At 44.7% G+C, this 14,559-nt stretch carries 10 protein-coding genes, 1 tRNA gene and 2 pseudogenes; 3 read left to right on the top strand and 10 right to left on the bottom strand.

Annotation, left to right across the window (positions count from 1 at the left end; genetic code table 11):
• Positions 1 to 58 precede the first annotated feature (58 nt).
• Together upp and AB5Z12_RS09275 are read right to left on the bottom strand one after the other, a co-directional pair.
• Positions 59 to 688, bottom strand: a complete 630-nt coding sequence (gene upp, locus AB5Z12_RS09280) for a uracil phosphoribosyltransferase (protein WP_118579383.1) — start codon at positions 686 to 688, stop codon at positions 59 to 61.
• 456 nt (positions 689 to 1,144) lie between these two features.
• Positions 1,145 to 1,303, bottom strand: a pseudogene (locus AB5Z12_RS09275) (DUF6783 domain-containing protein).
• On the opposite strand from AB5Z12_RS09275, the pseudogene AB5Z12_RS09270 reads away from it, so the two are divergent.
• Positions 1,241 to 2,713: pseudogene (locus tag AB5Z12_RS09270) on the top strand (solute carrier family 23 protein); the annotation flags it as partial. The pseudogenes AB5Z12_RS09275 and AB5Z12_RS09270 sit on opposite strands and share 63 nt — an antisense overlap.
• Before the next feature lie 278 nt (positions 2,714 to 2,991).
• Here the strand turns inward: AB5Z12_RS09270 and AB5Z12_RS09265 are convergent.
• The 5 genes from AB5Z12_RS09265 to AB5Z12_RS09245 all read right to left on the bottom strand — a co-directional run bounded on the left by AB5Z12_RS09265 (position 2,992) and on the right by AB5Z12_RS09245 (position 10,677).
• Positions 2,992 to 3,882, bottom strand: a complete 891-nt coding sequence (locus tag AB5Z12_RS09265) for a TPM domain-containing protein (protein ID WP_148463722.1) — start codon at positions 3,880 to 3,882, stop codon at positions 2,992 to 2,994.
• A 13-nt stretch (positions 3,883 to 3,895) separates the two neighbouring features.
• Positions 3,896 to 4,984, bottom strand: a complete 1,089-nt coding sequence (locus tag AB5Z12_RS09260) for a hypothetical protein (RefSeq protein ID WP_118579330.1) — start codon at positions 4,982 to 4,984, stop codon at positions 3,896 to 3,898.
• Positions 4,985 to 5,010: 26 nt separating this feature from the next.
• Complete coding sequence (locus AB5Z12_RS09255) at positions 5,011 to 6,384, bottom strand: SPFH domain-containing protein (RefSeq protein ID WP_148463723.1); 1,374 nt, start codon at positions 6,382 to 6,384, stop codon at positions 5,011 to 5,013.
• Positions 6,385 to 7,111: 727 nt separating this feature from the next.
• Positions 7,112 to 8,677 (bottom strand): CapA family protein, encoded by a 1,566-nt coding sequence (locus AB5Z12_RS09250; RefSeq protein ID WP_148463724.1) that lies wholly within the window; start codon positions 8,675 to 8,677, stop codon positions 7,112 to 7,114.
• Positions 8,678 to 8,907: 230 nt separating this feature from the next.
• Positions 8,908 to 10,677: a DUF885 domain-containing protein gene (locus AB5Z12_RS09245; protein ID WP_148463725.1), complete on the bottom strand. Its 1,770-nt coding sequence runs from the start codon at positions 10,675 to 10,677 to the stop codon at positions 8,908 to 8,910.
• Between the two features lie 304 nt (positions 10,678 to 10,981).
• Between AB5Z12_RS09245 and AB5Z12_RS09240 the strand changes: the two genes are divergently transcribed.
• Positions 10,982 to 11,539 carry a C40 family peptidase gene (locus AB5Z12_RS09240; RefSeq protein ID WP_148463726.1) on the top strand — a complete coding sequence of 186 codons (558 nt, stop codon included), beginning with the start codon at positions 10,982 to 10,984 and terminating at the stop codon, positions 11,537 to 11,539.
• 853 nt (positions 11,540 to 12,392) lie between these two features.
• Here the strand turns inward: AB5Z12_RS09240 and AB5Z12_RS09235 are convergent.
• Together AB5Z12_RS09235 and AB5Z12_RS09230 are read right to left on the bottom strand one after the other, a co-directional pair.
• Positions 12,393 to 13,553, bottom strand: a complete 1,161-nt coding sequence (locus AB5Z12_RS09235; protein WP_148463727.1) for a transglutaminase domain-containing protein — start codon at positions 13,551 to 13,553, stop codon at positions 12,393 to 12,395.
• Positions 13,526 to 13,798: a hypothetical protein gene (locus AB5Z12_RS09230; RefSeq protein ID WP_173735395.1), complete on the bottom strand. Its 273-nt coding sequence runs from the start codon at positions 13,796 to 13,798 to the stop codon at positions 13,526 to 13,528. The genes AB5Z12_RS09235 and AB5Z12_RS09230 overlap by 28 nt, the downstream gene beginning before the upstream one ends.
• Here AB5Z12_RS09230 and AB5Z12_RS09225 point away from each other — a divergent pair.
• Positions 13,768 to 13,854, top strand: a complete 87-nt coding sequence (locus tag AB5Z12_RS09225) for a hypothetical protein (protein ID WP_368357037.1) — start codon at positions 13,768 to 13,770, stop codon at positions 13,852 to 13,854. The two genes, AB5Z12_RS09230 and AB5Z12_RS09225, sit on opposite strands and share 31 nt — an antisense overlap.
• Positions 13,855 to 14,264: 410 nt before the next feature.
• On the opposite strand, the gene AB5Z12_RS09220 is transcribed toward AB5Z12_RS09225, so the two are convergent.
• Positions 14,265 to 14,337: transfer RNA gene (locus AB5Z12_RS09220), tRNA-Lys, on the bottom strand.
• Between the last annotated feature and the right edge of the window lie 222 nt (positions 14,338 to 14,559).

The following is a 14,559-nucleotide window of genomic DNA, read 5'->3' as shown; positions in this document are numbered from 1 at the left end:
CTGGAAATGAGATAATTTCCGGAATTCAGCCTTTTTAAAATATGCTCTGGTCAAAAATCTATTTAGTACCAAAAATTCTGTCGCCTGCGTCGCCAAGTCCCGGGCAGATATAGGCGCGGTCGTTCAGTTCTCTGTCCAGATGGCCTACATAGATCTGCACATCCGGGTGCACCTCGTGAAGTCGTTTCAGACCTTCCGGAGCAGCGATAACGAACATGCATTTAATGCTCTTTCCACCATGCTGTTTGATAAAGTTAACAGCGGAGATAGCAGAGCCGCCAGTTGCAAGCATGGGGTCAACCATAACGATGAGACGCTGGTCGATAGGATCCGGAAGCTTACAATAGTACTCATGAGGCTCATGAGTAACCGGGTCACGGTAAAGACCAATATGACCGATCTTGGCAGACGGAACCAGAGTGGTGATACCATTTACCATACCCAGACCTGCACGAAGTACAGGAACAACAGCAAGCTTCTTACCAGAAATCATAGGAGTTCTGCAAGTCTCAATAGGAGTCTCAACTTCAACATCCTCAAGAGGAAGATCGCGAAGAGCTTCAAAACCCATAAGAACTGCAATCTCCTCAATAAGTTTGCGGAATTCGTTTGTTCCGGTCTCCTTATTACGAAGAATGGAAATCTTATGCTGGATCAGCGGGTGGTCCATAATAAAAACATTGTCCATATCTGAAAAATTTGACATGATAAAAACCTCCGTAGTGTGATAAAGTTGCCATTGCCCTATGCAACAACAATCGTTACTGTTCACTCCGTGACCAGTAATACGCTTCGCGATGCACAGAAAGACGAACCTTCTTGTGACAAGCACAAGAAGTAGCGTTTGCTGCGCAAACTTCATTCTCGGGTTTTCAGTGAACTTTGTTCACAAAAAACACCTCGCGGTACGTTACCAGTGAACAGGAACTAACAATCCCTTCAGAACTTTTTTCAAATAGGCTCTATAGCGTATTGAAAATGCTTTATGGGAATACTGTAAAAATCATATCGCACTTTCTATAGAAAGTCAATAATTGTAAAAAATTGTCGCATACTTTATACTATAACAAGATTGCTGTTCACAGTATAGACCGTATTGGAAGAAATCATGCGAATGTATGATTTCTGTGCATTGTGAAGCGCGTTACCAGTCAGGTCGTGAACAGGCGCTAGAGCGTGTTTGAAAAATCATTCCCGCAATCTGCACGCCCCACTTTGCGGTATATTTTGCCCGAATTCAGTTGCCGTAGCCCGCTACGGCGCCTTCATCCGGACAAAATCTCCCACAAATTGTGACGCACATCTTGCAGAAAGCCTTTTTCAAACACGCTCTAAGGGAAAAGGAGGAACTATATTTATGAAATTCAGAGTTGAGGGCATTTATGATGCCAAAAAGCTGGGAATCCCACAGATGCTGATTCTGGGGCTCCAGCATATGTTCGCCATGTTTGGCGCTACCATTCTGGTGCCGATCCTGGTAAACAACTATTTTCACGGCGAGGGCTTATCCATTCAGGTAACCCTGTTCTGTGCCGGATTTGGAACACTTCTGTTCCATGTACTGACTAAGCTGAAGGTACCTGCATTCCTAGGATCATCATTTGCATTTCTTGGCGGATTTGCCACCGTTGCAGAGCTTGACACCGGAATTTTTGCCAACATGTCTTATGGAGAGAAGCTTCCATATGCATGCGGTGGTGTGTTTGTAGCAGGACTTCTGTATCTGGTACTTGCAATGATCGTTAAGGTAATTGGCGTAAAGCGCGTCATGCGTTATCTGCCTCCGGTTGTAACTGGTCCGATTATTATCTGTATTGGTCTTAGCCTTGCACCGTCTGCAATCAGCAACGCATCCCAGAACTGGATCCTTGCTTTGATCGCACTTGGAACTGTTATTTTCTTCAACATCTGGGGCGTTGGAATGTTCCGTATTATTCCGATTCTGATGGGTATTGTTGTTTCTTATGTGGTTGCCCTGATCATGAATGCCTTGGGTATGACAAACGCAGATGGAAGTGCTATCCTCAGCTTTGCAGGAGTAGCAAGTGCGCCGATCGTAGGTGTTCCGAAATTCTTCCTCTGCAAATTTAACATTACTGCAATCCTTGCAATGGCACCGATCGCAATTGCTTCCATGATGGAGCACATTGGCGATATTTCTGCTATTTCCGCAACGGTTGACCGCAATTTCATCGAAGACCCGGGGCTTCACCGTACACTTCTGGGTGACGGACTTGCAACCTCTCTGTCAGCACTGATCGGTGGACCTGCAAATACAACTTACGGAGAGAACACCAGTGTTCTTGCTCTGAGCCGTGTTTACGACCCGAAGGTAATCCGTCTGGCTGCTATTTATGCAGTTATCCTCAGCTTTATCCCGAAGATGGCTGAGGTGATCAGTTCCCTTCCGTCTGCGATCATCGGTGGTATCAGTTTTATTCTTTATGGAATGATCTCTGCTGTTGGTGTCCGTAATGTAGTTGAGAACAAAGTAGACCTGACACGTTCTCGTAACCTGGTTATTACAGCGGTTATCCTGGTTTGTGGTCTTGGCATTTCCGATGGACTTACATTTACCATCGCAGGCGCACATATTACTCTTACAGGACTTGCACTTGCTGCAATTGTAGGAATCCTGCTGAACGCCGTTCTTCCGGGAAATGACTATGTGTTTGAGACTGCAAAGAAGAAAGAGGAGATGGAAGACGACTGATCCGGCTGGCTTTCCTATATGGTGATGCTGCCGGCAGGTGAAATGTCCGTTTAGCTGATATATAAAAAGAACTCGATTCAAAGTAAATAAATGCGGGAGTCTTTTTCAAAGAGGCTCTAAGTACATTTATTTGCCATGTATGAATCGAGTTCTTTTTTATGTTGTAATAGGAAATGTTGTTGGAATTTCCTATTACCGGGCAGGATTGCACTGCGGCGGAAGGGGAGGTGTCGTTCGAGGCGACCTGCCGCAGTGCAATTCTGCAAGAAGGAATCTTTTTAGAAGCTTCCGCCTGTACCTCCGTGATCGCTGTCTGAGCCGCCGGAGGAACTGTCACTATCCTTCGGTTTCGCTGTTTTGGTAACTGTGTGATACAGGAAAATATCGTTTGATCTTGTCAGTGCCATACTTCCCTGGCGCACATAATCCACTGCGCTGTCCTGTGTCCGTACGCTTTTCAGCTGGGCTCTCATGCCCATGGTGCACAGAAACGCAAGCACAAGACCGATTCCCAGGGAAATGAGAATCCATATGGGAGAAAAGGGCTCTGTATAAGGCTCCCCGTTAGCAGCCATTTCCAACAGATCCTGACACAGATCTGCGTAGGTATCGAAAGCGCCGTAGAAGTTTTCATCCTTTAACAGAGGCTCTACATTTTCCTTCAGATAAGCAAGTCCGTCATCGTTAAACGCAGTCATACCATATCCGTGGGTGGTAATGTGCCATTCACGGTCGCCAATGCTGACCATGAACAGGATTCCGTCGTGGTTTTCGCCGGTTCCGTAACCATTCTCATCGAAGAAATGATCTGTAAAGTAGTTCATCTCATTGCCGTCTTTCGACTCTACTGTGGCAACTGCCACTTCCAGATTGTATTCCCCGGTGATGGCTTCCAGCTTATCCAGAAGCTGGGATTCTTCTTCATCTGTGAGAAGATCCGCCTCGTCCAGGACAAGGGAAAATTCGGAGGCTGCAAAGTCCTGATAAGAGTCATCTTCCTCACTGCCGGATCCGCCAAAGCTGTTGGAAGCTTCGGCCTGTACCGTAACAGCTCCCGTACCTGGCAAAGCAGTAGTAAAAAGCGCATCCGTGCCTGGAATAACTGCACTGAAAAGGCTTCCTGCTCCCAGCACTGCCGCCAGAATAATTCCAAATGATTGTTTTTTCATGGCATGTTCCTCCTTAACAAAATGTGTGAATCAGCCATGCAATGGCGTAAGCAGCAACGGAAAAACCTGCAGTAAGTCCAAGGAACCATTTAGTGAAAATACCTTTATCTACAGGCAGATTTCCTACAAATTTACCAGTCTGTCCGTTCATGCCGAACAGATAGTGGTTGCCCTTCCAGGTGGTGGAAAGAAGCCATACCGGGAAAAGGGCATAGTGGGTTTTACCGCCTTTTAACTGAATACGGGTATCTTCAGGGGTAACGCTGTCATAACCGATGACCGTATCGCGAAAAGCATCCTCAGCGGCTTTTCTTACACGCTGGTTGGCGCGCTCAGCAGATTCTTCTGCGGATACATCATATTTGTCCGCAACGTATCCTGCCAGGTAAGGAGTGGCAAAGTCCACAGCCTCGGAAATTACGTAAGGCTCCAGAGACTCTGTTAAATCATTGTCAATTTTGGAAGAACCGTCTACCGGAATCTGGTCGAACCCGATGTTTCCAGCACGGAAAACAGAGTAATGGCTGGTTTCCGTATAATCATAGTCGCTGTCACTCCAGAAACGGGTCTTGGTGGCATGATAGCGGATATCTGCAGAAGCGTCGGTGTCAAAAAGCCAGAAAGGCACATAAACACCTTTGATCTCGTCAATGTGATTTTCCTTTTTAAATACTTTGGGTAAAAGGATCTTGCCGTGAAGATGTTTGGTCAGACCTTCTTTGGCTGCCTTTTTGTCCAGCTTAAACGGAATGATAAAATCCGGACGCAGGGTACCGGAAAATTTGCCGGACATTACTACCGGATTGCCGCAGAATGGGCAGGAGGAAGCACCTGTGCTTTCATCGGCAACGATTTCTCCGCCGCAGGACTGGCATATGTAAACGGACATTCCGCTGGCTTCATCTTCCTTCCAGGAGTTGTCTGAAGCACTCTCCCAGTTCAATTCATCAGATTGCTGGTTAGCTGCTGCTTCGTTAAATTCTTTGACGGTTTCCATATCAAATTCAGTGTCGCAGTAAGGACATTTCATCTTCTGGAGCGTACTGTTGAATTCGATTGCTCCGCCGCAGCAGGGGCATTTATATTCAAGTAAATCGGACATAGTTCATCTCCTTTTATGCTGCTTTTTTACTGGGTATCGTTTTCATTAAATGGATCGCCACAGTTCGGACAGAATTTTGGTGGATTGGTTGGATCTTCCGGTTCCCAGCCGCACTTGTCACAGCGGTACCGAGGCTTCATAGCCGGTTTAGGAGAACCGCAGTTGGTGCAGAATTTGCCTGTATTTACAGCGCCGCAGGAACAGGTCCAGCTTGCATTTGCTGCAGGTGTCTGAGGCTTTTTCGCGCCGCATTCCGGGCAGAAATTACCGGAAACCATAGCACCGCAGGAGCATTTCCACTGGTCAGCTGCCGGAGCAGAACCGCCTGCCTGAGCCTGGGATACGGCCGGATTTGGCTGTGGCTGGGCCATCTGCTGTGCCTGAGCTGCCTGCTGCTGTCCCATAGCGTAAAGATTCTGTGCGTTAAAACCGCCTGTCATGCCTGCCATGTTCATGCCCATGAAACCGGTCATGGCACCGCCGGCGTTGCCTGCTGCTGTCTTCATGGCGTCTGCCTGTGCTCCTGCAAGAGTAGCAGCTGCCATGGCAGGATTGCGGAGGATAGCCATACGCTGAGCTTCTTTGATCATCTGAGCGTCTTCCTCAGGAAGAGTGATTGGATTCATGGCAACAGATACGATCACGAGACCACGAAGCTGACTCCATTTCTGGGTGAGAGCCTGGTTCATGGCATCACAGAGCTCCATTGCATGAGCCGGAAGTGCGCTTGGACGGATTCCCTGCTGGGAAATGCTGGCAAATGCCGGCTGAAGAGCTGAGATAAATTCTGTTTTCAGCTGTCCCTCGATCTGTTCTCTGTCGTACTGCTGTTCAAAGTTTCCGCAGACGTTGGAATAGAAGAGAAGCGGGTCTGCAATGCGGTAGGAATAAACACCGCTGCAGCGGACAGAAACATCAATGTCCAGTCCGATGTTCTGGTCTACAACACGGAATGGAATCGGGTTCGGAGTTCCGAATTTATTGTCCACCAGTTCTTTGGTATTGAAATAGTAAACACGCTGGTCTTTGCCAGTGTCACCGCCGAATGTGAAACGCTTGCCAATGGTGTGGAAAGTGTTCATGATGGCGTCGCCCAGATTTCCGGAGAAAATACTTGGCTCGGTAGAAGCATCGTAGGTGTATTCGCCTGGTTCCGCGCAGATATCAACGATCTTGCCCTGCTCTACGATCATCATACACTGTCCGTCTGCGACTGCGATTCCGGATCCGGTGGTGATAATGTTGTCGCTTCCCTTGGTATTGGAGGAACGTTTGGATGTGCGCTTCTGACCCTTTACTGCCAGAACGTCATTGTCGATGGCATCACAGTAGAAAAATTCTTTCCACTGATCTGCAAGTGTACCGCCTGCGGCGCCAAGTGCTGCTTTAATAAGTCCCATATTGTAACTCCTTTCTTTTTGACCGGTCAATGACTGGAAAAATTATGTAAACGAATGCCACCTGATTCCAATAGCAGGTTCTAGCGCAGAAACCATGGGGTTCATATCTGGCGCTGTCTGTGTGAGCAGACATAGCGGTTTCGTTAATTTGTACAGTCATTGTCCGAGAATGATTTTATTAATTATTCTACATAACGATTCAGCAGACATTATTCCGCGAGGTGTTTTTGTGAACGAAGTTCACAGAAAAAACGAGAAATGCGGCGCGAAATCGTATAAAACATGATTTCTGTGTATCCAGAAGGATATCACTGTGAATGTGCGGAATCGTTACTACTCTACTATAAATTTTATCTGATTTTGTCTGAAAAAACAACCTATATGTGATAAATGACTGGTTTTCGTGACAATAAGACATAGATACTATCTGATTTGCAGTAAATAGGAATTGTATACCAGCCATTTGATGACAAAAAAATGTTTGGAATGCCGGAATAACAAAAATCTGCAGCCTATATATAATAGTACTGCAGATTTTGTCATTAGTAATATTGAACCTGGTATGGGGCGTAATTTATTTTTGGTTCTGCTAACTCTGTTCACAGAAACGCTCTTCGTAATGCATAGAAATCATGCATTCGCATGATTTCGCGTCAAAGGTTTCGGGTTTTGTATGAACTTTGTTCACACAAACACCTCGCGGAACGTTACCGGTGAACAGTGACATTTAACCTTCTGAATTGTCATCAGATGCGTCTGCTCCGGAATTGTCTGATCCAGAGCCGTCAGAACTGGAACTGCTTTGGGTGGCAAGTGTCTGATAGTACCAGGAGGAGGTGATGGAATCATTATCCTCCACGTAATTTCCGTTGGAATCCAGCATATTTCCGTCGGAATCAAATGTGACATCCAGAAGATCCGTCTTAGTAGATGGTGTGACGTTCATGGACATGATTTCATCATATTTTGTCTGAAGGTTTTCCAGGGAAAACTCATCTCCGATGGACTGGCGGACGCTGTGTGCAGATGCTAGAGCGTCTGTATAATCGTCCAGCTTATATGGTGCATATTCCAGGGTATCGTAGCTGTAATGCATAACCAGCGGTGTCAGTGTGGCATCTTGGATCTGGATGCTGGTCTGGTCGCCGTCTACAGTCTTCTGAATGGTAAAGGCTGCCATTCCGCCAAGAAGCTGCTTCAGTGTTTCCTGACCGGTAACGAAGTTGCCAAGGGAGTAGTAGATCAGCATGTTGTGACCAGAGTCATCTGTAAGGTAGCCATATGGCTGGAGCACATTCGGATTGGTTCCGATCACAACGTCAACACCCTGCTCCATAAGGAAGTTGGCCCATTCTTTTTCGTATTCGGTAGGCATTGGTTCTTCGGTCTTGCCCCAGTTTGCAGAGAAAATCACACAGTCTGCGGAAGCTTTGGCCTGTTTGATGGCGGCTGCAACATCGGCAGTGCTGAACGTGTCAATCATAGAGCCTTTTCCGGAAGTGGATGTATCTGTACTTCCAGAACTGTCTGCATCTCCTGTTGAACTGTCGGAAGTATCCGAGCTGGCAGAGTCGTTTGCAGAACCATCAGAATTATCGGTGCTGTCGCCGGAGCTTACAGTCTGGCTTCCATATGACGGGAAGGTATAGTTAAGGAACGCAATCTTGATTCCGTTAATTTCTACAATCTTCGGAGCGTCTATACCGGACTGGTTTTTATGAATACCAACCAGAGTGACATCCGGATGGCTGGTTTCCCAGTAATTTAAAGTTTCGTTGATCATGGAAGAACCATTGTCATCGATCAGTGCTGTGGCAGATGTGATTACATTAAATCCGGCATTTATAAGTGCGTCGCCAACCTCTGTAGGAGTGGCGTAAGGCGCGGTACCGCTGACTGCGCTGTGGTCTGTGGTGAAAGGTGTTTCCTGATTGACCATAGCAATGTCGGCAGCCTGTATATCGGATTTCAGATTAGCATAAACACTGTCATAATTCCAGGCGCCGGTTTCTGACTGACCGGATGCAAGAAGACTTGGCTGAACCAGGTTATCCCCAACTGCAAGAACTGTGGCTGTAGTGACTTCCTGGGTGGTGGCAGCTGCCTCTTCTTCCTTCTGTTTTTGTAAGTCAGCTGCCTTTTTCGCCTGGGCAGCTGGCTGGCGGATCATGGTGTAGTCCATCTGGTTAAACACCAGGCAGAGAACCACCAGAACCGCGACGGATACCAGAAAGCTGGTTCTGGAATTCAGTCGTTCTTTATAATTTAATGGGAGATTATCTCGTTTTTTCATGATTTTGCCCTTCTCTAATGTAGGAAAATATGACCAGCAGGATCAGAAAATCAGATTGCTCCTGCATATTTTCAATGTGAGTTCATTATAGCAAATTATTGTGCTCAAAGAAAGAAGTTATTACATAAATATTTAAAAAAATGTTACAGCATTTCGGGAATTTTCGGGTAATATTGCGCGTGGATCTGGCAGGCAGAAGCCGGGCGAAAATACTGCAGCTTCAGAGGCAATCATAATTTCTCGTTCATGTATTTTCGCAAAACCGGAAACTGCACAGGGCCGATTTCCAGTATCTTCTGATGAAAACTTTTCAGATCAAAGTTTTCGCCAAGGAGGGATTGCTGTTCTTCTTTCAGATCCAGAAAATTCAGATATCCCACATAGTATTTCAGATAATTAGCAGGTGTTTCGGTGATATATCGGTAAATCTCGGCCGTGACAGCAGCATCACGGATTCCGAAAAGATTCAGGAAGCGGGCGGCTTGCGCAGGAGTCCAGCCGTGGTAATGGATTCCCACATCCAGTAGGGAGTAAATGCACAGATTCACGCTGCGGTTCAGCCAGGAAAGTCGCGTGCAGGCAGAAGCTTCCTGTGAGGATAAGGTGCCGGCAGACAGATAATCTGCGGCATAATCATACGCATAACTTTCCACATAAGTGGCCCAGCCTTCCACGTATCCGCTGTAATCGATGAGATACCGGATATGGGATGGACTTTGTCGTCCGAAATAAACGGTCTGGTAAAGATGACCGGGGAAGCCTTCGTGCGCCAGCGTGGTAAAAAGCTCCAGATTGGAAATTTGCCGTCCATGATTGATGTAAATAACATTTGGCGCTCCTGTGTCCATTGGCGGTGTCAGGTAAAACGCCGGGCTGAGAAATTCTTCCATGGATTTATGTACAGACCGGATTTCGAAATCTACAGAAGCAGTGGAGGGGAAATCCTGCTGAATATTTTTTTCCAGAAGCTCCATGACCCGTGTGGGCTCCATATCTGGCAAATCCATTTTCTCATTTAGCAATGTGAGAAGTTGTGGATGCTGTTTCAAAAGTTCTGAAATTTCCTGAGAATCGGTGGAAAGCTGCTGGGTGAGGCGCTTTTCCAGTTTTTCCACAGGTATGTAGATTCCCACCTGGCTTTTTAGAAGATATTGGTAATATTCCTTTCCACCGGAAAAATTGACCAGGCCTCCGGTATTTTTGCCTGTTCCCCGAAGTTGCTCCAGACCTTCTATCAGCGTTTGATATGCGGGGAGAACCTTTTCCTTCAGAATCTGTTTATGGGTCAGGTTCAGCTGTTCCTGGTCCTTTTCGGAAAGCTTTCCATAGGCTTTTAGTTTCTGAGAAAAAATTTCCAGCATATAATTGGAATCCGGGTTTTGAATAAAAGCACGGCATTGGTCCTGAATGCGTTCCAGAGTTTCGTCGCACATAAAAAATCCGGCATCAGATTTTGTCTGTTCAAAGGCGAGAATGCTCTGGAAATATTCTTTTGTGCTGCAGAGCAGATTCAGGTAGTCGGTGATGTCCTGATTGGTGTAGAAGGAGTATTCCGCCAGCAGTACAGGCAGCTGCGCCTGGATCCCGAGGCTTGGGCTAAGCGGCTCTTCCAAAAGATAATTGTCGCCCAGAGAGGCTTCGGTGTGGTAGTAAAGGAGGAGCAGATCAAGGGTCAGGCGATTGGAAGTACTGAGCTTTGACTGGGAAAATTTTTTCAGCTTTTTTACATATTCCTGGCACTGGGCAGAGGCTTTTTCATTGTTGGGATGTATTGTGCCAAGGGTAGCGCGGGGGCGTGAGATGCCCTGTTTTTCCGGATAAGCCAGGGAATAATGAAGATTCAGGGCGTTTCCGGAAACCTCTTTTTCAAATATGGACTCCGCGAAGTTTTCGAAGCGGGCATTTTCGGAGAAGACATGACTGAAAAGCCAGGAAAATGTGAAGCAGATAATAAGAAAAAAAGCCAGAATAGCGGCGGTGAATTTTGGTCTGTTTGACATAGGATGCCCTCTGCTCTGGGGGATTTCTACTATATTATTGAGAATTTCAGTGTAGTATGCGAAATATTTGGTTCCATGGCTTTAAGGTTATGTGTATTTTGTGTACAAGACTGACGGGAATGACGAAATTAGTTGGGGATGTCATGGGGAAGTTGTTGGATTTCACGGAAAAGGCGATTTTTTTATTTGTGGGAGCAAAATTGACGGTAACAGATTGTTGTGATATTATGCGTAATTGTTACATATGCTTAATATAAATGTAACATTTTGAAGGGCGATTTTATATAAATTGAGAGGTGTATGAATGTTAAAAAATAAAATGAAAAAACTGATCTGCGGAATGACAATGTGTATAACGGTCTGTTCTCAGATGATTTTTCCACAGACTGCGTTTGCAGCGACTAAGGCTGCTGTGGAAAAGGCGGGCGAGGCATTTGTAGCTGGGATGACAGAGACTGCAGAGGCAGAGGAGGTACTTTCTGAGGAAGAGCTTCGTCAGCAAATCGTGGATTTTGCGCTGCAGTTTGAGGGAAATCCTTATGTTTACGGTGGGACAAGTCTGACAAACGGAGCAGACTGTTCCGGGTTTGTAATGTCTGTGTTTGCACAGTTTGGCTATTCACTGCCCAGAGTAGCAGCAGATCAGTATAATCAATCAGCGAAAAAAAGCGTGGAAGATCTGGAGCCAGGAGATCTGATTTTCTATGGAAGCGGAATCAGCCATGTGGCACTGTACATTGGAACTGGACAGATTATCCATGCAAGTACATCTGCGTCTGGAATCAAGATTTCCAACTATGATTATGAGGCGCCTGTGGGAGTAGGAACTTACATTGAAGCGGACGGCTTCTTTAGTGAATAAGAGTGAGGGAGCGGAGCATTTGATAAAACGGATATGAAATCCGGTTATCCTGTTCTGACATTTACAGCCGGGGAAGGTTTCCCCGGCCTTTTTGTACAGTGACGGGAGTCTGCCACGTTGTTATTCGCTGATAACATTCCGCGAGGTGCTTTTTTGAACAAGGTTCGCAGAAAACCCGAGAATTGCGGCGCGAAATCATGCAAAGCATGATTTTTGTGCATTGCGAAGCTTGTTACTGTGAAGGTTGCGAACGGTAACCATGCCACAATACAAAGGGGAATGGTGAGAGAATAAAATTGATTTGTGTGTATTTTGTAAGGTATTGTAAATACGATATTTTGCAAGGGAAAATGTCGAAAAGTGTTGAAATTAGCAGATTGCACAAAGACTTAAAAAAAATGTGGATAGGTGAATTAATAGGTAGAAAGTTTTCCACTTTCAAAAATATGAAAAAATGTTGAAAAATCAAGTTATGCACAAAGTTATCCACATTATCCACATGGAAAAGCATGTGGATGAGTTGATTTACATAATGGGAATCGAAACAAATGTTTTGGTTATTGTTATGAAAATGTAAAATTCGACAGAAATCGGCAAAAAGGTATTGACTTTTACAAAATCAAAATATTATAGAATATTCGCGGAAAATATTACAATTAGAGATAAAAAACATAAAATGTCTGACAAAATAAATTGTTCATTACAGGGCATATTTTGTCTGAAGCTCCGAAAAACTATAGAGAAGTTACAATGAGATTCTGGTAAAATATGGAATTATATTAAGAAGCCCTTTGCGGAGAAAATTTCCTCTGCAAAGGGCTTTCTTTATAATGTTTTTGATATTATTTTGGCGTTACTGGAAGATATGATTTTTCTTTGCCTGTTTTAAGGTTTTTTTATACCAGTAGTAATCGCCCTGACCTTTACTGTAGTTCTGGATTTCTACGTCTACATCGTAGTAATATTTTTTACCATCTACGATGGCATAGTTCCAACTGTGGCCGGCTCTGGTGCCATCCAGATTCTTATAGTAGCCGTTGCAGACACCGGCATCTACGCCTACGTGGTTGCAGAGGATGACAAAGATTGCGGCCTGGTCGCTGCAGACTCCGCCGCGTTTCTGCATATAAGGAGCCATAAAGGATGACCAGGAGGAGCCACCGAAAATAAGTTTGCCGTTTTGGTAGTTCTGGAGAGTCTTTTTCTTGTAGTTTTTAATCCGCTTCTGGGCTTTGGTGCTGGTGAGATCGTAGTAATTTTTGGCTTTTACAAATTCATCGGCGTGTTTATGCTTGAAGTTTACAGTCATCCAGTGGTAGATACGTCGAACTTTTTCATCCTGGCTCATAGTGAGCTTTATTTTGGCTGACTGGATCATTTTTTCTGCCATGTAGTCTACAGTATCGACTCCGGTGTATTCTGGAATTGTGGTGGAAGCTGCGAGACCTTTGCTTCCGGATGGGGCTTTGGAAGATACTTTAAAACTTTTGGTTTTGGTGACAGATTTTATGCAGATCTGGTCTTTTTCTACATAATAGAAAAGCTCAACTTTGTAAGTGCCATTTGATGCGTAGGCTGTGGGCTTTTTCCCAGCTTCATTTCCTTTTGAGGGTTTTCCGTTCCAGTCAAGGCGAATGGTTTTATGTTCAAAAGAAGTGACCGGATCGCCCCAGAAATTTGTTCCGCCAATGTTTTTGTATGTTTTTTCATAAACATATTTACCAGATTTGTTTAGAATCCTAAGACGTACATTGATGGCTGTGCCCTCAAGGTCCTGTTCGGTGTTAAATGATACTCCAGCACGAATGGAAAGATAGTTTCTTTTGCTTGGATGAAATCCTTTGGAGCTGATGCCTGTGAGCAGGCTGTCTACTGACATCTGGATTTCATCTGGATTGATCGTATCCGTTTCTTCCTCTGCTTTTACATTCTGTACACTGAACAGGAATATTATTGACAGCAACAGGAACGTGCTTAAGCAGATGTTTAAAAATTTTTTTCCTTTTTCAAGCATTTCTTCTCCTCCTTTGTTTTCTGATCTTCCTTAATTTTTTGTATAACCTGAAGTTTGTTCATTTTTGCAGAAGCAGCTTCGACCTCTTGGACGATACAGAAAAATTCTAATATGAGTATATTGGTTTTATTTAAGAGATTCAAGCTTAAAGTAATATTTTGCATTAGAGCGTGTTTGAAAAAGGCTTTCGGCAAAATCTCCCACAAAGTGGGGCGTGCAGATTGCTGGGATGATTTTTCAAACACGCTCTAGGTTTCTGAAAAATTGGGATAGAAAAATAAAATGTTTTCATGTAAAATAGGGCATAAGGAGGAAGAGATTTTTTACTTTACAAAAGATAAATATCGGAGTTTTCCGAGTTAAAGAAATTGATGAAGACGATAGCATATTTCAGCAATTGATGGAGGAATATAGACTTATCGGGGAAAGACTGGAGAAAGAACTTCTGGATGTGGGAAAAGAGAAACACTATCGAGATCTGATTGAATTGATTGACAGAATTGCAGATTATATTTTCAAGGAATCCTTCCGGGTGAAGAAAGGAATTGGTGAGATTATGGGTGGACAGGTATTGGAACTGGAGTCGGAACGATTGGAGAGATTGATTAGAGAAGGATGTGAAGCGGCAAGAGTTGATTTTACTGGCTTTAAGGGCACAAAAAAACACCGTCCCCGCGGCAATCGCTTTGTCCGCAAAAACAGTGCTTTCAGTGCGCCTTCAGGGGTTCGAACCCTGGACACCCTGATTAAGAGTCAGGTGCTCTACCAACTGAGCTAAAGGCGCATTTCCTATTTCGTTGATTTGTTATTTCCTCAACGCAAGATGTATTATATATCAAGTGTAGGACAAAAGTCAATAGGAATTTTATAATTTTTTTAAATTTTTTCGAAAACTTTTACGATTGCTATTTAGTGTGTTGGTCATTATTCCGGACGCGATTTCACAATGTATATTCACCGCCGCGCGTCGCAACGTTCCGGCAAGCTAATGACTAACTGCGACTAA

Source organism: Ruminococcus sp. RTP21358st1_G6_RTP21358_211008 (genome assembly GCF_040908885.1).
GTDB classification, from domain to species: Bacteria; Bacillota; Clostridia; order Lachnospirales; family Lachnospiraceae; genus Blautia_A; species Blautia_A faecis.
Note: the sequence above shows the minus strand (reverse complement) of the source record. Positions and strands in the feature narration are given on the sequence as shown.